This window comes from Geomonas sp. Red276, from assembly GCF_054784495.1.
The window spans coordinates 116,027-137,907 of record NZ_BLXW01000006.1 but is presented as its reverse complement, the minus strand read 5'-3'; the positions used below and the strand labels follow the sequence as shown (position 1 = coordinate 137,907).

Sequence of the window (21,881 nt, the reverse complement as noted above, 5' to 3'; positions counted from 1 at the left end):
TTACATGACCCCAAAGGAGGTAGACCATGTTCGAGCTTTTGGAGAAGGCCGCCCTCACCGCGCTGGGCGCCGCGGCGCTCACCCAGAAGAAAGGGGAGGAACTGGTGAAGGAGATGAAATCCCGCTACAAGGTAAGCGAGGAGGAGGGGAAGGCCTTCCTGGAAAGGCTCCAGGAACTGGCCAGGACGGGGCGCGAGAAGACCCAGGAGATGGCCGAGAGCGAGGTCAAAAAGGCCATGGATCGCATGGGGGTGGTCTCCCGCGAGGAGTTCGACCGGCTGGAGCGCCGGGTCCGCGCACTGGAGGCCTTGCAGGCCATGGAAGAGGAAGAGACCGGGGCCTAGATGCTGAGATTCATCCAAATCAACCGCAACGTCAGGAGTATCAAGCGCTACCGCCAGATCATCGCCGTGATGGGCGGCTACGGACTGGAGCAGCTCCTCGAGTACCTGAACCTCACCCAGGTCGTGGCGGCCTCGCGCCGCGTGCTGCGCCGCTCCGCCAGGATCTCCCAGCTCTCGGCCCCCCAGAGGCTCAGGCTCGCCATGGAGGAGCTCGGCCCCACCTTCATCAAGCTGGGGCAGCTCCTCTCCACCCGCGCCGACATCATCCCCCACGCCTTCGTCCAGGAGTTCGCCCGTCTGCAGGACGCCGTCCCGTCGATTCCCTTCGAGCAGATCAGGGAGAAGATCGAGCGGGAGCTGGGGGTCCCCATCAGCTCCCGCTTCGCCCACATCGATCCCGAGCCGATCGCCGCCGCCTCCATCGCCCAGGTGCACCGCGCCCGCCTGCGGAGCGGCGAGGACGTGGTGGTCAAGGTGCGGCGGCCGGGGATCACCCAGCTCGTGGAGACCGACATCGACATCCTGATGGGGGTGGCCATCCTGGTCGAGCGGCACCTGGCGAGAAGCGACATCTACGACCCGGTGGCGGTGGTCAGGGAGTTCGCCTCCACCATCCGCCGGGAGATGGACTTCGCCCGCGAGGGGCACGCCATCGAGAAGATCCGGGACAACTTCCGCGGCGACCCGACCCTCTACTTCCCGACCGTCTACTGGGAGGCGACCGCCAAGGGGGTCTTGACCATCGAGTACGTGGAAGGGATCAAGGTGAGCGACCACGCAGCCATCGACGCCACCGGCCTCAACCGGCGCGAGATCGCCCACCGCGGCGCGGTCGCCTTCCTGAAGATGGTGCTCGAGCACGGCTTTTTCCACGGCGACCCCCACCCCGGCAACGTCCTCATCCTCCCGGGCAACGTGATCTGCCTCCTCGACTTCGGCATGGTGGGGAGGCTCGATCCCGGCATCAAGCGCTACCTGACCGACGTCCTCTCCGCGGTGACCAGGCGCGACGTGGACGAGCTGGTGGAGACCATCACCTCCCAGGTCGAGGTGGGCGAGAACCTCAACGTCCCCGCCCTCAAGAAGGGGCTTTTGGAGTTCATCGACGGCTACTTCGAGATCCCGCTGAAGGACATCGAGGTCGGCCGCATGCTCCTCGAGTTCATCGACCTGGTCTCCACCCACCGGATCCAGATCCCCCCCGACCTCACCTTCCTGGTCAAGGTGCTGGTGGTGGTCGAGGGGATGGGGCGGGAGCTCGATCCGCAGTTCGACATGGTCGGCCACCTGCGCCCCTTCCTCGAGCAGGCCTTCAAGGAGCAGCACTCGCCGTGGAACCTCATGCACGAGATGGAACGGGGCATGCAGGCGTATCTCGCCCTCTTTCGCAACTTCCCGCGCGAGCTCAAGGAGATCCTCAACAAGATCAACCGGAACAAGTTCAGGATCGACCTGGAACACCGGGGGCTCGACCGCTTCAGCCGGGAACTCGACCGCTCCGCCAACCGGCTCTCCCTAAGCCTCATCATCGCGGCGCTCATCATCGGCTCCTCGATCGCCATGCAGACCAACCGGGGGCCGCTCTTGATGGGAATGCCCGCCTTCGCCTTCTTGGGCTTTCTCTGCGCGGGGATCGTCGGCTTCTGGTGGATGATCGCCATCCTCCGCTCGGGGCGCCTCTAGCTGTTGCACAAATGCAACACTCGACCGTTGCTTTTGCACCACACGACACACCTCCCGGCCCCCTCGGGAGCCCCCCCCCTCCGGACCCGCGGTCGGCAAATCGTTTAATAATAACGACTTTCTTCCCGGACCAGACGGCGTCTGCAGTTGGCCCGCTCCTTGCTAAATAATCCGCATACTGATTATTTATCTCGGCCGGGAGCACGCCATGACATTCCAGAATACGTTGGGCAACAAAGTAACCTTCAGCGGCATCGGCCTTCATACCGGAAAGACCATCACCCTGACCCTGCGTCCGGCCGAGGCCGGGACCGGGATCGTCTTCCACAGGGTGGACATCACTCCGGCGGTCTCCATCGAGGCCAAGGCGGCCAACGTGGTTGCCACCCGGCTCTCCACCACCATCGGGCACGACGGCGCCACCGTATCCACCATCGAGCACCTGATGGCGGCCCTCTACGGCTGCGGGATTGACAACGCCCACATCGACATCGACGGGCCGGAAGTCCCCATCATGGACGGGAGCGCGGCACCCTTCGTGGAGAACATCGTCAAGGCCGGCTCCAAGGCATGCGGCAAGGCGGCGAGGAGATACCTGGTGGTCAAGAAGCCGGTGACCGTCATCGAGGGGGACAAGCGGATCTCCATCATCCCCTCGCGCCACTACAAGATCTCCTTCGACATGGAATTCGCCCACCCGGCGGTGCGCAGCCAGTTCCGCTCCATGGTCTTCAGCAACGACTGCTTCTCCCGGGAGTTCGCCGGCGCCAGGACCTTCGGGTTCCTCGCCGAGGTCGAGATGATGAAGTCCCACGGCCTGGCCCTGGGGGGGTCGCTCGAGAACGCCGTGGTCATCGGCGACCAGGGGGTCCTGAACGAGGAAGGTCTCCGCTACCCCGACGAGTTCGTCCGCCACAAGATCCTCGACTCGGTGGGCGACCTGGCGCTGGCCGGCTACCGGCTGTTCGGGCACGTGAAGTCGGTGAAGTCCGGCCACGACTTGAACCACAAGCTGGTGACCGAGCTCCTCAAGCGCACCGACGCCTACGCGATCGTGGAGCTCGCCCCCGAGGGGGTCCTCCCGATCAACATCGCCGTCCCGGAGTTCACCTACCAGGCCGCCTGATCCGGGTCCAGCAGCAGAAGGCACACCAAGGCAGTCCCGCAAAGGGGCTGCCTTTTTTTGGCGTTTTTCACCCGCGGGTGCCCGTCCCCTATTGAGTAGCGGACGGTTTTCGTATAGAGTGGCACGATGCCGAAATCCCCAGGAAATCCCAGCAAAAACGACCCGTCCGGGCCGGTCCTCCCCCCGGGGGAGATCAGGAAGCGGAAACGGGAGGCGGTCTTCATCTGCCTCTCCCTCTTGAGCATCCTCCTTTTGACCGTGTTCGAGATCCACCTGTCGCGCCTTTCTTCCGAGGTGCCGATGGGAAGCAACATCGTCATCTTCGGGATCATCAACGTCATCATCCTCTTGATCATCCTGCTCATCTACCTCGTCTTCCGCAACATCACCAAGCTCTTCCTGGAAAGGCGCAAGAACGCCCCGGGGGCGAAGCTCCGCACCAAGCTCGTGCTCGCCTTCGTGACCCTTTCGCTGGTCCCCACCATGCTTTTGTTCTTCGTCTCCGCCGGCTTCATCACCAACACCATCCAGAACTGGTTCAACAAGCAGGTGGAGAGCTCCCTCAACGAGTCGATGGAGGTCGCCCAGACCTACTACAAGAGCTCGGCCGCCAACGCGCTCTACTACGGCCAGCAGATCGCCGAGATCGTCAAGGAGCGGGAGCTCCTGAACGAGGAAAACCTCCCCAAGCTGAAGAACCTGGTCCGCCAGAAGCAGCAGGAGTACAACCTCGGGGTGGTGGAGGTCTTCTCCTCCCAGCGCGAGGAGCTGATCCGGGCCGCCAACCCGAAGGTGCCGCTCGGGGAATTCACCAACCCCTCCTCCGACGACATCAAGGTGGGGCTCGCCGGCGACGAGCTGACCAGGATCAGTGCGGCCGGCAAGGCGGACCTGATCCGCGGCATCGTCCCGGTCCGCTCCAACTGGAACAACAAGGACGTGGTCGGGGTCATCGTGGTCAACTACTACGTCCCCTACTCGCTGGTGGCCAAGATGCGGGAGATCTCCGCCTCCTACCACGAGTTCCGCCAGCTGAAGATCATGAAGAACCCGATCGCCACCGGGTACATCCTGACCCTCTTCCTGATCACCATGGTGATCGTCTTCCTGGCGGTCTGGTTCGGGGTCTACCTCGCCCGAAGCCTCACCGACCCGATCCGGCAGCTCGCCGAGGCGACCCGGCAGGTGGCCGAAGGGAACCTCGACGTGCACCTCGGGGAGACCGGCCACGACGAGATCGGGATGCTGATCTCCTCCTTCAACCGGATGACCCAGGACCTCCGCGAGAACCAGGCGGCCCTGCAGCGGACCAACGAGGAGCTCCAGAAGTCCAACCTCGAGCTGGAGCAGCGCCGCCGCTACATGGAGACGGTGCTCGCCAACGTCAACGCGGGGATCATCTCGGTGGACAAGGACGGCCTCCTCACCACGGTCAACAAGTCGGCCGAGAAGCTTTTGGCCATCAACCTCGACAAGGTGGGCGGGAAGAACTTCCGCGAGGTGCTCTGCGTCGAGCACCTGGACATCGTGAAGGGGCTTTTGCGCGACATGGTCCTCGCCAAGCAGGACGCCATCACGCGCCAGCTCACCATCACCGTCCGCGGCCAGGAGGTGACCCTTCTCTCCAACCTGACGGTTCTGAAGGACGAGAACGACGTCTTCATGGGTATGGTGGTGGTGCTCGACGACCTCACCGGCCTGATCAAGGCCCAGCGCATGGCGGCCTGGCGCGAGGTGGCGAGGAGGATCGCCCACGAGATCAAGAACCCGCTCACCCCGATCCAGCTCTCGGCCCAGCGGCTGAGAAAACGCTACCTGGCCCGCTTCGAGGGAGAGGAGCGGGTCTTCGACGAGTGCACCGCCATGATCATCAAGTCGGTGGACGAGCTCAAGGGGCTCGTCGACGAGTTCTCCAAATTCGCCCGCATGCCCGCCGCGGTCCCGAGGCCCAACGACTTAAACGAGCTGTTACGGGAGGCGCTCACCCTCTACGTCGAGGCGCACCGTCACATCCGCTTCACCTTGAAGGCCGACCCCGGCCTTCCCAAGATCATGCTCGACCGCGACCAGATAAAGAGGGTGCTGATCAACCTCCTCGACAACGCGGTGGCCGCCATCGAGGGAGAGGGAGAGATCGAGATCTCGAGCGCCTTCGACCCGGTCCTGAAGATGGCGACCTTCACCGTGTCCGATACCGGGCACGGCATCTCCGCCGAGGACCGCCCCCGGCTCTTCGAGCCGTACTTCTCCCGCAAGAAGAGCGGCACCGGCTTGGGGCTTGCCATCGTCAACACCATCATCACCGACCACCACGGCTTCATCAGGGCCAAGGAAAACATCCCCCAGGGGAGCCGATTCATCATCGAATTGCCCGCGGACGCCGCTTAGAACCTGTTCTACGTTCTACGTTCTACGTTCTACGTTAAAGAGCATGGATATCTGCCCCCTACTTTAACCAGGCCCTGGGTTCCAGGTTCTGCTAAACGACAACGAATATGCCGACCCGACCGAAAAGACCGTGGCTTTTGCCGCTCATCCTGGGGATCATCTCCCTCGTGGTGGTGGGGGCCAGCCTCTCGCTTCGCTATCTCGACCTCGACACCTACAAGGCGCAGATCGTCTCCCAGGTGAGGAGCGCCCTCAAGCGCGACCTGAGCTACCACTCCGGCGACTTCTCCCTCCGTTACGGCCCCTCCTTCACCTTCTGGGGGGTGACCATCAAGGAGAAGGACGGGGTCACCGACTTCATCAAGACCGACCGGCTGATCCTGCGGATCGCCATCCTCCCGCTTCTGCACGGCAAGATCGCCCTCTCCCGGATGCGGCTCGACCAGCCGGACATCAGGCTGAGCCGCGACGCCAGCGGGACCCTCAACATAAGCGACCTCTTCAACCGCCCGGAGGGGGGGGCCGCCCCCGGCATCGGCGGCATCGAGGTGAAGAAGGGGCGGATCACCTTCACCGACCTTGCGGTCGGCTCCCAGCCGCTGGCGACCACCCTGACCGACACCGACCTCTACCTGAGCCGGCTCACCCGCGGAAAATCCTGCGACATCGAGCTCTCCGGCTCACTCGTCACCGGCTCCCGCCGGGTCCCCATCTTCGTCGGCGGTGACATCGTGCTCCCGCGCCAGAACGAATCCTGGAAAAACTGCGTGATCAACGGGCGGGTCAAGACCGGCGGCGTCGATATCGCCCACTTCTGGCCCTACTACGGCCGCTTCCTCCCCTTCAAGAGCCTCGGGGGGACCGTGGCACTCCAGGGTAACTTCAAGGGGCGCCCGGGCTCCTTCCACTCCAGGCCCGAGTTCACCATCGCGGGACTGCAGATGGATTACCCCCAGGTGTTCCATGCCCACCTCAATCCCCGCCTGGTCAAGGGCTCCTGCGACCTGGAGCTCAAGGACCAGCACCTCGCCATCGACGCCATCAAGCTCGACGTGGACGGCGGGCTCAAGGTACAGGGGAGCTGCCGCCTCTCCGACCTCGACTCCAAGGACATCCGGATCACCGCCAAGGCGACCACCAGCAGGTTCAACCTGGCCGACTACCGCCAGTTCATCCCCTACGGGATCATCGTCAAGGACACCGCCGACTTCATCGAGCGCAAGATCCTGGGGGGGCGCTACCGGCTCGAAGAGGGGAGACTGGACGGCAGGGTGAGCCAGATCCTCCACATGGAGAAAGGTCAGAATTACAACATCCTCTACGTGAGGGCCCACGTCGACGACGGGGTGGTGGCCTACGGCGGAGGCTTCCCGGTGGTGAGCGCCATCGGCGGGGAGCTTTTCATGGAAGGCAAGGACTTCATCCTGAAAGGGATGAAGGCCAACTTCGGCACCTCCCCCATGACGCTCGACGGCCGGATCACCGACTACCCGCTCGACACCCCCTGCCGCTATCCCTTCACGGCCGTCGTGCAGCCGCGGCTTCCCGAGGCGGCCTGGGTGCTCGGCCATCCCCAGGGACTTGCCCTCTCCGAGGGGGGAGTAGTGAAGATCACCGCGGACGGCGGGACCTCCGCCTACCGGATGACCTGCGAAGCCGACCTCGCAAAGGCTGCCTACGCCCTCCCCGACCTCGTCGTAAAACCGCAGGGGCGCCCCAATACGGTGGCGCTGCAGGTGACCTTCGAGAAGGAGCTCTTCAGGATCACGGGCCTCACCTACCACCTGGCGCCCCTCACCCTCAACGCCGCCACGGTCAGCCACTACGACGGCCCGATGAGCCTCGAGCTCAAGACCAACCAGTTCCAGGTGGGCGAGGTCGCCCCGCTGCTCCCGGCCCTGGCCAAGTACCACCCGGCCGGCAAGGTGCAGGCCAACCTGCACGGCACCGGGCCGTCGCTCGCCAAATTGAACTGGGGGGGGAGCGTCGATGTGGCCGGCGTATCGCTTCGCCCCGGCGAGAAGTTCAAGCCGGTGACCGGCGCCACCGGGACCCTTAAATTCAGCGGCGAGACGGTGGAAACCTCGCAGCTTACCGTGCGGCTGGGAAGCTCCATCATCAGCGGGCACGGAAGCCTCACCGGCTTCAAGAGCCCGGCCGTTTCCGCCGTCTTCACCTCCCCGTCCCTCGACCTCGCCGACGTCGGGATCCCTGCCGGCAAGCACCCGGTGCGGGCCGAACGGGTGCAAGGAACCATCACCTACAACCAGGACCGCGACCGTCTCCAGATCTCCTCGCTCTCGGGCTACCTCGGCAAAAGCCAGCTCCACATCAGGGGGGCCATCGAGGACCTCCAGCATCCCAAGGGGGAGCTTTCGGTTAACTCCTCCCACCTGGAGGTCGAGGACCTCACCCCGGTGTTCGGCTCGGGGGGCGGCGAGATGCGCCCCACCCTCAAGATCCACCTGGCCGCCGCGGAGGGGCGCTGGAAGGATATCCAGTTCCAGCGGCTGAAGGCGGTGGCGACCATCGAGGACAAGGTCCTCGAGCTGCAGCCGCTCGATTTCGGGACCATGGAGGGAGAGGTGAACGCCAAGGGACGCGTCGAGCTCGGCCCCGGGCCGACCCGCTACCAGCTGACCTGCTCGATGGAGAAGGTCTCCGCCGATCAGCTTTTACGCGTGATGGGGGTCAAGAAGCAGGAGCTGACGGGGACGGTCTCGGCCAAAGGGGAGCTGACCGCGAGGGGGGACAGCGCCCTGGAGCTGAGGAAGTCGGTCTCCGGCAACGTGAAGCTCCGGGCCGAGAAGGGGACCCTGAAGCGGTTCGCGACCCTCTCCAAGATCTTCTCCATCCTGAACGTCTCGCAGCTCTTCAGGGGGAAGCTCCCGGACATGGTTTCGGGGGGGATGCCCTACAACAAGATCACCGGCGACTTCAGCATCAAGGACGGCGTCGCCACCACCCAGAACCTCTTCATGGACAGCAACGCGATCAACCTTTCAGCGGTAGGGAAACTCGACCTGGGAAGGGATGAGATCGACATGAACATCGGCGTCCAGCCGCTGCAGACGGTGGACAAGGTGGTGAGCAGGATCCCCATCGTGGGGTGGATACTCACCGGCAAGGACCATTCTCTCATTACCACCTACTTCGAGGCGAAGGGGAAGATCGAGGATCCTCAGGTCAAGGCAGTCCCGGTGAAATCACTGGCAAAAGGGGTGATCAACATCTTCAAGAGGGTCTTCGAACTACCGGCCCGACTGATAACCGATACGGGAGAAGTCATCATCGGAAAGTAGCCGTGACAGAGGGAGAGCTGGCGGGAACGCCCATATCCCTGTAAAATTTTCTATTGTCAAGGGCTACAAACAGTGCTATTTTCAGCAACGCCCAAGCTTAATAACATCCAACCTGGAGGAAACCGTGAAGAACACTTTGGTAGTCATGTTGGCAATTGTTGCCATAGCCGCTGCAGGCTGCAAGAAAAGCGAAGAGGCCCCGAAAGCTGCGGCTCCTGAAGCAGCCGCTCCCGCAGGGCAGGCTGCAGCTCCGGGCGCTAACCCGCACGCCGGTCTGAAGCCGCAGGAAGTCAAGCCGGGAACCGGACACAAAGGGAAGGTCCTCGAGACCATGGACTCCGGCGGGTACACCTACGTGCTCGTGGACGAGGGTGGCCAGAAGGTCTGGGTTGCCGCCATGCAGACCCCGGTGAAAGTGGGCGACACCGTCGAATTCCCGGACTCCCCGCCGATGATCAACTTCCAGAGCAAGACTCTGAAGCGCACCTTCGACAAGATCATCTTCGCACCGGGCCTGGCCGTCAACAAGTAAGCCGACGCCAAAGCTGAATGCATAAAGGGGTGGAACCACAGGTTCCACCCCTTTTGTTTTTCCAGCCTTGGGCTGAAGGCCATTCCCCTTCACCGGTTCTCACCACCCAGGGGGCCAACGAGTCCATGTCCCCTCCCCCCTTTAGGGGAGAGGTGGTGGGGTAAGGGAGGTCGTAAAATCTTCCCTCACCCGGCCTCCGGCCACCCTCTCCCCTAAAGGGGCGAGGGGATAAATAATGAGGCTCCCCTGATGGGGCAAGGGTACTGCATCACCGGCACCCCTCCATCCCTTCCAGCGCCACCGGGTGCTGCGGATCGAGCTGCAAGGCCTTGGCGAACCATCCCGCCGCCCCCCGCCGGTCCCCCGCCTCCAGGGCCAGCTCGCCCAGCGAGAGAAAGGCCGGGAGATGGCGCGGCACGAGCTTCACCACCTTGCGGTAGCACTCCGACGCCTTGGTGAGATCCCCCATGCGCGCCAGGAGCCCGCCGAGGAGGAGGTACCCCCAGGGGTTCTCCGGCTCCTTGCGGGTGATGCCGCGATAGACGCCCTTCGCCTCGTCCCAGGCCCCCTCCCCTTCCAGCGACTCCCCGCAGAGCATCTCGGTCACCAGCGACCAGCCGATAAGCTCCCGCTGCCGTTCGAAGTCCTCCGGGGTGTAGGCGCCGCGGGCACCCACCCGTTCCAGCGTCTTCAAAAGCCGCGTCCGGCTCTTCTCGACGAAGGGATCCCGGCGGACCGGGAACCCCTCTCCCCCCGGCCGCTCGAAGAGATCGGCCGGTACCGTCCCCTCCCTGACCGCGCCGTCGAAGAGCCGGGTCCCCGGGTAGTAGACCAGCGGCGAGACCTGCCCGTCGTGCGGCTTGATGGTCTCGATCAGGCGCAGGCTCTCCTTCAGGTGCCCCTCGTTCTCCCCGGGTATGCCGGTGATGAGGTAGACGGAGAGGTTGATCCCCACCCTGCGGACCGCCTCGGCGGCAGTTTCCACCTCGTGGGGACGGATCCGCTTCCCGAGCGCCTTCAGCATCTCGGGAGCGCCCGACTCGACGCCGAACTGGATGCATTCGCAGCCGGCAAGCTTCATGGCGCGCAGCATCTCCTCGTCCACCGCGTTGACCCGCGACTGGCAGTTCCACAAGACCGGCAGCCGTTCCTCGCGGATCAGCCGGCAGATCTCGAGCACCCTCTTCCTGTCGGAGGTGAAGGTATCGTCCCGGAAGGAGAAATAGAGCAGGCCGTAGCGCTCGATCAGCATCCTGAGCTCGGCCACCACCGAGGCGGGTGACCGGAAGCGGACCCCGCGCCCCCAGAAAAGGGGAGACGAGCAGAAGAGGCAGCTGGCCGGGCATCCGCGCGAGGTGATGACGAACTCCAGCTGGCGCCGGTAATCGACCCCGAAGCTCTCCCCGGTGCTCTCCCCGGCCAGGGGAAGGAGATCGAGGTCGGCCACCGGAGGGCGGTGGGTAGTGGCGGCCGGCTTCCCGTTCACCCGGCAGGCCACTCCCGCGACCTCGGGGAGGGTGCCGCCGGCGGCGAGACGGTCGAGGAGCTCCACCAGGGTCTCCTCTCCCTCGCCGATGGCGACCGCGTCTACCTCGGGATGACGGGCGAGGAGATCGGGCCAGGCATGGGTGGCGTGGGGGCCTCCCAGGACCACCACGGTGGCCGGGTTGAGCTCCTTGGCGATCCTCGCGATGGCCAGGGTCTCCTCGCGGTTGTGGGTGAACTGGGAGAGCCCCACCAGTTCGGGGCGCAGGCGCTTGAGGAGGCTTTTCACCTCGCGCCTGGGGAGGCCGGAGAGGTTGGCCAGGGTGGAGCGGTGCCCCGCCTTCCTGGCCGCCGCGTCCAGGGTCAGGAGCCCGGCCGGCAGCAGGGAGGTGAAGGGGTCGTCGGCCCCCTCGGGATGTGACTGGTATGCCAGGAGGATGTTCATCTGCACCCATAAAAAAATCCGGCCCAAGGGGCCGGATTCGTGAAAGTTCGCTGGAAAGGTATCCCGGCGCTACTTGCTCGCCAGGCCGAGGGTATCGTTTTGCTGGGTATCCTCGGCGCTTTCCTCCTCGACGCCCAGCATCAGGTCGTCGAGCTTGAAGATATCCGGGTTCACCTTGGTGATCCGTTTCGCGCCCAGGTAACGGGAGCGGTAGTAGGGGGTGTTGACCGGGGAGATGACCACGCGGCGGTCGCGGGAGGAGGCGTGGATCATCTTGTTGTTGCCGAGGTAAATGCCGACGTGGGAGGCATAGGAGGCGTAGGTGCTGAAGAAGACCAGGTCCCCTTTCTGCAGATCGCCCGGGGCCACCGCGCTCCCCACCTCGAACTGCTCGCGCGCCGTGCGCGGCAGGGAGACTTCCAGCTCACGGAAGACCTTCTGCACGAAGCCGGAGCAGTCGATCCCGCTGATCCGGGAGGTGCCGCCGAAACGGTAGCGGGTCCCCAGGAAGCCGTAGGCCGACTTCTTGAGCTCGCTCACCCCGTCGACCTTGAGCTCGGCGCTCTTTTTCAGGTCCACCTGGTTCTCGGTCCCCAGGTCTTCGGCCAACTCCTGGAGGCTCTGCTCGTAATCCTTCTCGCTGAAAAGGTCGCTGTGGCGAAGCAAAAGCTTCTTGGCAACCTTCGGACGGGACTCCTCGACCGGAGTCGCTTCCCTGAGCGCCAGCACCCTCCCCGCTTTTACCTTCTTGCCGGTGATACCGTTCAACCGCTTGAGCTCGGCCACCGAAACGCCGGTCTTCTTGGCGATGCGGGCCAGCGTCTCGGTCCGTTTTACCTTGTAGGTGGAGGTTCCCGTGGAGGAGGACGCCGAGGCGACGGTCCTGGGAGGGATGACCAAAACGGAACGGGGCTTGAGCTTGTTGCCGACCAGGTTGTTGGCGGCTTTGAGTTCTTCGACGGTGACGTGGTACTTCTTGGCGAGGGTATATACGGTTTCGTTCTTTTTAACGCGGTGTGTCTTGGCGGCGAGGGCCAGCGAAGGGAAGGAAAGGACAAGCAGGCATATGGCTAGCAACTTAAGTCGATATGTCATGAACCCTCCTCCGTTTTAGAAAAAAAGTGCTGCGCGTCGATAATTATAACAAAAAACCTCCGCTGTCAAGTTTAATGATACTGAGAGATATTTCGGGGCGCTGAAAAAGAGTGATCTGAGGGGGTTAGCGCCCCTTCAACTGGTCCTTCTTCGTTTTACGCTCGGCGGTTATCCGTACCGTCGACCGTTCCATGGAGGCGACCGCCACCCCGGAGGGAAGCTTGATGTCTTCCTTGCGGATGGGGACCGTATTCACCCCCTCCTTCACCTTGGAGAGGTCGAGATCGACCACCACGTCGAGGTCCCGGGGAGAGGCGATGAGGGTGGAGAAGGTCTTCAGCTGGATGGAGACGTCCTCGGGAAGCTCCCGGCTCTTCAGCGCGAGGCTGTCCGGGAGGTTGTGGAAGCGAAGGGGCGCCGAAACGGTGACGATCTCGCCGTGCCGGTAGGTGATCAGGAGCCAGCTGGCGAGCACGAGCACGAAGACGGCGGTCTTGGGCCAGAGGTTCGCGAAGAGCAGGCGGCGCAGCCCGCCCCCCTGGGCCTGGGCGGAGAGCGGCACCAAAAGCGAGGTGAGCTTGTCGTGGAGCTCGGCCTGGGAGCGGATGATCTCCAGGCTCCCTCCCTGGGCGAGCGATACCTCTCCGCGCTCCTCCGACACGATGACCACCGCAGCGTCGGAGCGCTCCGACAGCCCGAGCCCCGCGCGGTGCCGGGTCCCGAGCTGCTGGGGGACCTCGGCGCTGACCGAGAGCGGAAGGTGGCAGGAGGCGAGCGCGAGGCGGCCGGCCTTGATGAGCACCGCCCCGTCGTGCAGCGGCGAGGTGGTCACGAAGATGCTCCTAAGGAGCTCGCCGGAGACCAGCGAATCGAGCGGCACCCCGTGCAGGACGAAGTCGTCGAGGATCTCCTCCCGCTGGAAAACGACCAGGGCGCCGACCCTGCGGGAGGCTAAGTCGAAGATGGCAGAGGAGAAGTCGAGGAGGTCCACCCGCACCACCTGCTGCTGGCGGTCGAAGACCTTGCGCAGGAGGCTAAGCCGGTAGAGGGCCTGCCTGATCTCCGACTGGAAGACCACCACCAAAAGGACCAGCAGCACGGTACCGACCTCCTGGAGGATCCAGCTGGTCATGTAGAGACCGAGGCTCTTGGTCACCACGTAGATCCCCCCCAGGAAGAACAGCCCCAACAGGACCTGAAGCGCCCGGGTGTTTTTGAACCAGCTGTAGAGCTGGTACACCAGGAAGGTCATGATGAGGATGTCGGCAATGTCTTGGGGCCGGAAGTACGGGAACACGATACTCTCCTTACGGGATGGGGGAACTCACGGAGGGGACGAAGCGGGACACAGCACAGTGCCTCGCCCCTTTTTACTGGCAAGCCGTAGCGCTTTATGCTAATAAATATCCCTTCGACTGCTTGATAGCAGAGCGAAAAACCTAGAGTTTATAGCATTTCGAGGATTAAAAAGGTAGGAAAATATGTACGCATTGTCGGAAAAAGGTGAACGTATACGCGCCATGTTCGGGAGCATTGCTCCCCGCTACGATTTCCTGAACAGGCTCCTTTCGCTGGGGATCGACCGCCGCTGGCGCCGCTTCGCGGTCGGCAAGATCGGGGTCTCCGGCTCCGGCAAGGTACTCGACGTCGCCACCGGCACCGGGGACGTCGCCCTCGAGATAGCATCCCAGACCGCCCCTTCGGTGGAGATCGTCGGCATCGACTTCTGCAAGGAGATGGTCGACCTCGGGAAGGTGAAGGTGGAAGGTTCGCCCTTTGCCGGAAGGATCTCGCTCCAGGTCGCCCCCTGCGAGGACATCCCCTTCCCGGACCAGACCTTCGATGCCGCCACCATCTCGTTCGGCATCAGGAACGTGGTGGACCGGGTCGCCGGGCTCGCCGAGATGCACCGGGTGCTAAAGGGGGGGGGAAGGATGGTGATCCTTGAGTTCTCCACCCCGACCATGCCGCTCTTCAAGCAGCTCTACCACTTCTACTTCCTGAAGGTCCTTCCTAAGATCGGGGGGATGTTCTCGCGGATGAGCGCCTACCAGTACCTCCCCGACTCGGTCCTGGAGTTCCCCTCCCGGGACGAGTTCAAGGCCATGATGAGCCAGGTGGGATTCCAGAACGTCCAGCACTTCGATCTGACCGGCGGTATCGCCACCGTCTACCTCGGCGTCAAGAAGGCCTCCTGATCCTGCCCCAGCGTCCCCTCCCCTTCAAGGGGAGGGACAGGGTGAGGATGGGGTCGCCTCCCCCCCCCCATTTTCAGAGCCTCTTCCGGAAGATGATCCGTGCCACCGGCGTCTCCTGGCGAGGCTCTTCTTCTATCACCAGGATCTCCCCTCCATACGGCGTAAAGAGCGCCTCGAGCTCCCCGGGCAATAGCAGGAAGCTTTGGTTGTGCATCCCCTGGAGCGACGGGGTGTCCAGGATGGTCTCCATGACGATGACGCCCCCCGGGTTGAGCGCCGCCACCATGTCCGGGATCAGCGGGCGCAGCAGGAAGTTGAAATCGAGGATGAGGTCGAAGGGGCCCGGCAGCCGGTAGCGCTCCAGGTCGGCCCGCCGGAAATCGACGCTCACCCCGACCTCGACCGCCCTCGCCTCCCCCTTCTCGAGCCCCTTTTCCGCTATGTCAACGGCCAGCACCTCGAAGCCCCGCCGGGCGAGGTAGATGGCGTTTCTCCCCTCCCCGCAGGCGAGATCGAGCGCCCGCCTCCCGGGCAAAAGCGGGAGCACCCCGTCGAGGCTCTCCGCCAGGAAGGGGGAGGGGGTGAGCGAAAAGAAGTATCCCTCCTCCAGGTAGCGCCGGTTCCATTTCTCGCGGTCGTTCTCCAAACGTTTCCCCCCCTTTTCCGCCGCCGAAATACCGCGACGTTTTCTGTCGCACCCCCATGGTCTACTGTCACCATCAAGGAGGTGTGACATGATCTATCTTACCAACGACGCTCTCGACCAGGCGGTCTACTTCGAGCTGCGGGGGAAACAGCCCCACCGCAGGGGAAACATCGTGGAACAGGTGTACTTCGGCCTGCTCGGCAACGGCGTGCACGAGGTCCCGGTCACCATGACCAGGAGCCGGGGTAGTTTCGAAGTCGCCTTCGGGAAGAGCGAGCTCTTCTCCCTGGTGGAAGAGGATACCGTCCGCCGGATGTTAGGCGAGGTGATCACCAGAAAGCCCCTTCACTGACGCGCTCTTCACCCGTTTTTTCGGCGCTGATTGTTATAGCAGAAGGTGCCGAACCTTGGTATAAGTATCCATCATTAATTCATGAGGGAGAGGGCATTGCGCGGGCCGGCGAGGACCGGGACCGCGAGATGGACCGCCAGGGGGGAGATGGGTGCAGACGCTGGACCGTTTTTTGAAAACCCGTTGGGACGCCTTTCCGGAGAGGGTCGCCTTGCGCCAGAAGATCTCCGGTTCATGGCGGGAGGTAACTTACGCCGAGGTTTGGGAAGCCTCCGGAGCCATCGCATCCGGACTTTTGGAGCGGGGGTTGCGGCCGGGGGAGCATGCCGCCCTGCTCGGCCCCTCCTCCATCCGCTGGATCGAGTGCTATCTCGGCATCCTGCGGGCAGGCGGGGTGGTGGTCCCCATCGACAAGGAGCTCAAAAGCGCTGAGCTTCGCCACATCCTGGCCGACTGCGAGGCCCGTTTCGTCTTCACCGAGCAGGCCTTCCAGGAGCCGCTTATCGAGGCGCTCCCCTCCCTCCCCCACCTCGAGCAGATCGTGCTGATGCATCACGGCAGCGCCCATCCCGACGACCCGGCCACCACCCGCGCGCTGGAGGCGCTTTTGGCCGAATGGCAGCAGCTGGTGAAGAGCCAGGAGATCCCTCCCGAGGCGGTGACCCGCATGGAGATCCTCGCCCGGCAGCTGCACCGTCTTTTGACCACCGAGTACCTGCGGGGAAGGCCGGCCCCCGATCCCTCGTCCGCGGCCGTCAGCGCTTCGGGGAAGGGAGAGGCCGGTTCCCGGGAGAAGGTGACCACCCTGGGGTCGCTCATCCGCCACACCCTCCCCCCCGCCTCCCCGCGCGCGCCGGGCGACATCGCCATCATCCTCTACACCTCGGGGACCACCGGGCGCTCGAAGGGGGCCATGCTCTCCCACGCCAACATCGTCTCCAACCTGACCGGGGCCGTCACCCATTTCCAGCTCGACGAGACGATCCACACCCTCTCCTTTCTCCCCATCAACCATGTCTTCGAGCAGGTGGCCGGCGTGCTCCTCCCGCTCTCCCTGGGAGGGAAGGTATCGTTTGCCGAGTCGCTCAAGAAGCTCGGGGAGAACCTGGCCGAGGTGAGGCCCACCTTCCTTCTCGGGGTCCCCGCGGTCTACAAGATGCTCCTCGACCGGATCATGAAGAAGATCGCCGCCAGGAAGACCTCCCGTGCCCTGTACGCCCTGCCGCTGACCCGGCGGGTGATCGCCGCCAAGGTGAGAAAATCCTTCGGGGCCGGGACCATCTTCATAAGCGGCGGCGCCGCCCTCGATCCCGCCATCGCCAAGGGGCTCCTCTCCTTCGGGATTCCCGTCTTCCAGGGATACGGGATCACCGAGACCTCGCCGGTCATCTCGGCCGAGAGCCCGGGAGGGAGGAGGCTCGGGAGCGTCGGCACCCTCTTCCCCGGCGTCGAGGTCCGCATCGACCATCCCAACGAGGACGGCGTGGGGGAGATCGCCGTCAAAGGGCCCAACGTCATGCAGGGGTACTTCCGCAACCCCGAGGCGACCTCCGAGGTGCTCCAGGACGGCTGGTACCGCACCGGCGACCTCGGCCGGGTCGATCCCGACGGCTACCTCTACATCTGCGGACGCGCCAAGAACCTGATCGTCACCCCCAACGGCAAGAACGTCTACCCCGAAGAGGTGGAGAACGAGCTCCTCAAGAGCCGTTTCATCGCCGAGGCGATGGTCTACGGGCACCACGTCGACCCGACCCACGAAGAGGTGCACGCCATCATCCATCCCAACCAGGAGGAGCTCGACAACTACGCCCTCGAGAAGGGGATGGGACGGATGACGGTGGCCGACGTGGAGAGGCTCATCCGGGAGGAAGTGCTGAAGGCAGGAAAGAACCTGGCCGACTACAAAAGGGTCAAGCGCTTCACGCTGCGCGAGGACGAGTTCCCCAAGACCACCACCAGGAAGATCAAGCGCTTCGCCGTCGAGGCGAGCGTCTCCGCCCACGAGTAACGCCTCACCCCTACCCCATTCTCACCCGCTCCCTCCCCTTCCAGGGGAGGGAGCAGCTCCGTTGCTCCCCCCCAAAACCTCCTTCCCTCTCCCCACCGTTTCGCTCTCTGCTGCGCGCACCCACCCGGTGCCCCCTCCCACCATTTTCAACCTCCCTCCCTCCGGACGTTGGCCCGGAAGAGGACGAAGGTAAGATCGGGGATTGACTTAATTCCGACGGCAGGTATCATTCATTAGCATAAACTAAGCATCTGAAAGCCCGGCCTGCCGCTAAACCCTTTCAGGACGCGGGCTTTCCCGCCAAGCATCCCCCCACCCCATCACGGCAAAAGGAGGCCCCATGAGAACGCGCCCTTGTTGCGCCGTCCTGGTCGGCACGCTGTTGGGTTTGGCCGGCATCTGTCACGCCGCAGGCTTCAAGGTAAGCGAGCAGGGCGCCAAGGCGATGGGGATGGGCAACGCCTTCACCGGCCAGGCGGACGATCCCTCGGCCCTCTACTTCAACCCCGCCGGCATCGCCTTCCTCTCCGGGGCCCAGATCAACGTGGGGGTCACCGGCATCGTGGTTCCCCAGACGAAATTCACCGGCACCACCCCCCTGAGCGGCAATCCCCCCCCCGAGACCGGCACCTCCGGGGTGACCGAGCGCTCGAAGCGGGACCTGGTGGTCGCCCCCACCGTCTACGCCACCTACAGCCTGGAAAACATCCCCCTCTCCTTCGGCCTGGGGATCAACGCGATCTACCCCCTTTCCAAAAGCTGGGACGACAGCAGCGTGTTCAGAAACCAGGTCCAAAACGCCTCCATCAAGCCGATCAACTTCCAGCCGACGGTGGCCTGGCGCTTCGACGACCTGAACCTCTCGGTGGCCGCCGGTCTCGACGTCACCTATGCCATCGTGTCGCTGCAGAGGTCGGTCTACAGCCCCTTCATCGATCCGGCTCACCCGGCTCCTCCGGCCGGTGCCTACGAGCTCGGCTCGCTGGGGCTGGACGGCACCGACACGGCGGCCGGCTACAACTTCGGGATCCTCTGGAAGGCGTCCCCCCAGCTCTCGTTCGGGCTCGCCTACCGGAGCGAGATAACGCTCAATATCGGCGGGGAGGCCAACTTCCTGGCCACCACGCCGACCGGGCTGGGGGCCATCGGCCTCTCCTCCACCGCCGTCTTCCCCTACACCCGCGCCCGTGCAACCTCCACCGCCTCGACCACCATCACCCTCCCCGACACCCTCGACCTGGCGGTGGCCTGGAAGCCGACCGAAAAGCTCACCCTCGAATTCGACGCCACCAGGACCGGATGGAGCTCCTTCGACAAGCTCGAGATCTCCTTCGACAGCCCCCAGTTCGCCGCCTTCAACAACCAGCCGGATCCGCGCAACTGGGAGGACGTGTGGGGATACAAGTTCGGCGGGCAATACGTCCTCAACGACCGGGTGGAGCTGCGGGCCGGTTACTTCTACGATCCGACCCCGGTCCCCGACGCCACCGTGGATCCCCTCCTCCCCGACGCCGACCGCCACAGCTTCTCGCTGGGGATCGGGCTCCACAACGACATGGCAGCCCTCGACCTTGCGGCGATGTGGGTCCATTTCGTGGACCGCACGGTGAACAACCAGGAGATGACCACCCTGCGCGGCGCCAATGGCACCTACCAAAGCGACGCCTACCTCCTGGCAGCCAACGTGACGGTAAAGTTCTAGATCCGGCTGCGGACGAAATCCCATCGGCATGCGAGGTGATCCATGAACCGATTCCTGCTTCCTTTATGTTGCTACCTCTTGATCCTCGTCACCCTCGGCTGCGGCTCCTCCTCCGGCGTCTCGGAGAGCACCAGCTCCAACACCGCACTCTTCGATCCCACCACCAACACGGTCCCGCTTCCCAACGTGCTGGCGACGGCCACCGGCACCGACCCCGTCACCCAGTACCGCGATTCCGCGACCGGCAACGTCGGGGTGAGACCCGCCAACCTCGCCATGAACCCGCTGGAGGCGCTCGCCTACGTGAACCGGTACGAGGTCGGCGGGACCAACGCCGTCTCCGGCGTCAACTCCCCCATCTATATCCGTTTTGCCGCCCCGCTGGTGCCGGACACCGTCAACGGCAGCAACATCAAGGTCTTCCAGGTCGCCGCCGACAGCGCCAGCCCGGCCGCCACCGAAAACTCCCCGCTTCGCTTCACCGACGTGACCGGGATGTTTACCTTCAGCTACACGGCGGGAAGTAGCGACGTCTCGCTGTTCCCCAACTTCCCGCTCCTCCCGGCCACCCGCTACGTCTACCTCGTCACCAACCGGGTCCTCGACGCGGCTACCGGCGGGAGGATATCCGGATCGGTCTACTTCCAGGCGCTGAAGTCCACGGTACCGTTGCAGGGACCTTTCGCCCCCCTGGAGCCGATCCGCGCCAACAGCACCGACAGCTCGGGGAACGTCCTCTTCTCCGGCTATGCCAAGACCATGAACGACCTGATCGCCGCTTCCTCGGTCACCACCGTCTCCAGCCGGGGCGACCTCGCCCTCTTGGGGCGCTTCGTCACCACTGCGGCCGGTTTCGTGTCCGGCGATCCGGTCGGGAACCCGGTCGGCTCCCTCCTGCCGGTGGAAACAGCCCTCAGGGCCTTCGCCGCCGGGAGCGATCTCCCCGGCGGGCTCGCCGGGAAAAGCTGGATCGGAGCCGGCCTCAATACCGTGAGCGCGGTCACCACCACCGCGCCCCAGGCCTACTGGACGGCGGTTTCCAACGGCACGCTCACCGCCCCCTCCACCGTGGGAACGGTCGTCACCGGGACCATCGCCAGCGCCGACATCTCCATGAACCCGGTGGAGGTCCACAATCACCCCGCCGGCATGAACCTCGGGGTCCCCTTCGGCACCTACAGCGCCTCCACCTCGGTCGTGCAGCCCTTCCACGACTCGGCGACCGGGAGGCTCACCGGGTACTATTACACGCCGCGCCAGGTCCCCTTCGTCTACCTGGCCCCCGCCGGTACCGCACCTTCCGGAGGATGGCCGCTGGTCATCTTCCAGCACGGGATCAATGGCCAGAAGGAGCAGGTAGTGGCGGTGGCCGGGGCCCTCACCGGCGCCGGGTTCGCGGTGGTCGCCATCGACCTCCCGCTTCACGGGGCGCTCGCCTTCCCCGGCCACACCTTAAGCCAGCAGTGGGGGGAGGACTTCATCGCGCTGGGAGCCCCGCTCGCCACCCGCTCCAACATCCAGCAGGCCGCCTTCAACCTGGACCGGCTCGAGCTGACGCTGGCCACCCCGGCCTTCAATTCCGCGCTTGCCGGTGAGGGGTTCGCCCCGCTGGGCGCCAACGCACCCAACCCCGCCATCAAGCCGAAGTACGTTGGCTTGAGCCTCGGGTCCATCGTGGGGGCCTACTACCTGGCGGGCAACACCACCCTGACCACCGCGGCCGGACAGCCTCCCTACACGCAGGCGTCGCTTAACGCCGACATGAAGGGGCTTCTCAACGTTCCCGGCGGCAGGCTCGCCTACCTCATCCAGGAGAGCCCCGACTTCTCCCCGAGTGTCAATGCCGCCCTCGCCTCCCACGGCATCCTGCCGGGCACACCGGAGTACCGCCAGTTCTTCCTCCTCTCCCAGGCGGTGATCGACCCGGCCGATCCGGCCACCATGACCACGCCGCTTCCCAACTTCCAGAGCGCCCAACTCCTCCCCTCCCGGCTTTCCGGGCGGATCGCGGTCCAGGAGGCGACCAGCACGAGCTTTTCCCCCTCCGGCGTACCCCTGAACGGCGACCTGGTGATCCCCAACTCCAGCACCCGCTACTTCGGCAATGCTCTGGGAGGGAGGGGAGTCCTCGGCCACGACATCGCCCCCGGCTTTTCCCAGCTGGGCTACGCCGACGGAAGGATACCGGCGCTCTTCATGTTCACCCTGTCGGGAGGTAGCCCGGTCCCCAAAACCACCCCGGCCGCCACCGATCTGTCTGCCACGACTCCCCGGGAGGGATACTTCCAGTTCGACCAGCCGGACGTAACCCACGCCTTCCTGATCGACGCCGCCGATTCGCCGTTCTCCATTCAGCTCGCCCAGCGGCAGATGGGCTTCTTCCTCACCCCCGGCATCGTGGTGGATCCGACCCTTCCCCTGGCCGCTCCACACGCGATCCGGGTGACCGGTTTGCCGCGGGCGCCGGTGACGTTCCCCGGGCGCGGATGGGCGCGGCAGCGCTCGCCGAGGCAGGCGGCGTAGCTAGGGAGGCAGTTACCGAGGCACGGTTGTGGGCAGATGAGGCGGCATT

General features: G+C 64.5%; 15 protein-coding genes. 11 read left to right on the top strand and 4 right to left on the bottom strand.

The genetic code is table 11. From position 1 onward, the window contains the following. Positions 1-26: 26 nt before the first annotated feature. From ACYVL5_RS06435 to ACYVL5_RS06410, 6 genes are all read left to right on the top strand, one after another. On the top strand, positions 27-344 hold the full coding sequence (locus ACYVL5_RS06435; RefSeq protein ID WP_460594731.1) for a phasin family protein: 318 nt from the start codon (positions 27-29) through the stop codon (positions 342-344). Beyond that, on the top strand, positions 345-2,027 hold the full coding sequence (locus tag ACYVL5_RS06430; protein WP_460594730.1) for an ABC1 kinase family protein: 1,683 nt from the start codon (positions 345-347) through the stop codon (positions 2,025-2,027). 208 nt (positions 2,028-2,235) lie between these two features. Further along, entirely contained in the window at positions 2,236-3,153 is a 918-nt protein-coding gene (lpxC, locus tag ACYVL5_RS06425) for a UDP-3-O-acyl-N-acetylglucosamine deacetylase (protein ID WP_460594729.1), read from the top strand. Positions 3,154-3,279: 126 nt separating this feature from the next. Beyond that, positions 3,280-5,541, top strand: coding sequence for a sensor histidine kinase (locus ACYVL5_RS06420; protein ID WP_460594728.1), 2,262 nt, complete (start codon positions 3,280-3,282; stop codon positions 5,539-5,541). A 107-nt stretch (positions 5,542-5,648) separates the two neighbouring features. Beyond that, entirely contained in the window at positions 5,649-8,843 is a 3,195-nt protein-coding gene (locus ACYVL5_RS06415) for a YhdP family protein (RefSeq protein ID WP_460594727.1), read from the top strand. 124 nt (positions 8,844-8,967) lie between these two features. Beyond that, positions 8,968-9,375: a hypothetical protein gene (locus ACYVL5_RS06410; RefSeq protein WP_250679314.1), complete on the top strand. Its 408-nt coding sequence runs from the start codon at positions 8,968-8,970 to the stop codon at positions 9,373-9,375. Between the two features lie 268 nt (positions 9,376-9,643). Here ACYVL5_RS06410 and ACYVL5_RS06405 read toward each other — a convergent pair whose 3' ends face one another. The 3 genes from ACYVL5_RS06405 to cdaA all read right to left on the bottom strand — a co-directional run bounded on the left by ACYVL5_RS06405 (position 9,644) and on the right by cdaA (position 13,697). Continuing rightward, positions 9,644-11,305: a B12-binding domain-containing radical SAM protein gene (locus ACYVL5_RS06405; RefSeq protein ID WP_460594726.1), complete on the bottom strand. Its 1,662-nt coding sequence runs from the start codon at positions 11,303-11,305 to the stop codon at positions 9,644-9,646. Between the two features lie 69 nt (positions 11,306-11,374). Next, the gene (locus tag ACYVL5_RS06400) at positions 11,375-12,400 is read right to left on the bottom strand and encodes a C40 family peptidase (protein WP_460594725.1); all 1,026 of its coding nucleotides are present in this window, start codon (positions 12,398-12,400) and stop codon (positions 11,375-11,377) included. A 124-nt stretch (positions 12,401-12,524) separates the two neighbouring features. Further along, positions 12,525-13,697, bottom strand: coding sequence for a diadenylate cyclase CdaA (gene cdaA, locus ACYVL5_RS06395; protein ID WP_460594724.1), 1,173 nt, complete (start codon positions 13,695-13,697; stop codon positions 12,525-12,527). A 184-nt stretch (positions 13,698-13,881) separates the two neighbouring features. On the opposite strand from cdaA, the gene ubiE reads away from it, so the two are divergent. Beyond that, on the top strand, positions 13,882-14,598 hold the full coding sequence (gene ubiE / locus ACYVL5_RS06390; RefSeq protein ID WP_460594723.1) for a class I SAM-dependent methyltransferase: 717 nt from the start codon (positions 13,882-13,884) through the stop codon (positions 14,596-14,598). A 73-nt stretch (positions 14,599-14,671) separates the two neighbouring features. On the opposite strand, the gene ACYVL5_RS06385 is transcribed toward ubiE, so the two are convergent. Further along, positions 14,672-15,244 carry a class I SAM-dependent methyltransferase gene (locus ACYVL5_RS06385; RefSeq protein ID WP_460594722.1) on the bottom strand — a complete coding sequence of 191 codons (573 nt, stop codon included), beginning with the start codon at positions 15,242-15,244 and terminating at the stop codon, positions 14,672-14,674. A gap of 88 nt (positions 15,245-15,332) precedes the next feature. Between ACYVL5_RS06385 and ACYVL5_RS06380 the strand changes: the two genes are divergently transcribed. The 4 genes from ACYVL5_RS06380 (at position 15,333) to ACYVL5_RS06365 (ending at position 21,832) form a co-directional block, all read left to right on the top strand. Next, positions 15,333-15,596 carry a hypothetical protein gene (locus tag ACYVL5_RS06380; protein WP_460594721.1) on the top strand — a complete coding sequence of 88 codons (264 nt, stop codon included), beginning with the start codon at positions 15,333-15,335 and terminating at the stop codon, positions 15,594-15,596. Between the two features lie 151 nt (positions 15,597-15,747). Beyond that, positions 15,748-17,607 carry an AMP-dependent synthetase/ligase gene (locus ACYVL5_RS06375; RefSeq protein WP_460594720.1) on the top strand — a complete coding sequence of 620 codons (1,860 nt, stop codon included), beginning with the start codon at positions 15,748-15,750 and terminating at the stop codon, positions 17,605-17,607. Between the two features lie 340 nt (positions 17,608-17,947). Further along, positions 17,948-19,309: an OmpP1/FadL family transporter gene (locus tag ACYVL5_RS06370; protein ID WP_460594719.1), complete on the top strand. Its 1,362-nt coding sequence runs from the start codon at positions 17,948-17,950 to the stop codon at positions 19,307-19,309. Positions 19,310-19,351: 42 nt separating this feature from the next. Further along, positions 19,352-21,832, top strand: coding sequence for a hypothetical protein (locus ACYVL5_RS06365; RefSeq protein WP_460594718.1), 2,481 nt, complete (start codon positions 19,352-19,354; stop codon positions 21,830-21,832). Positions 21,833-21,881 lie beyond the last annotated feature (49 nt).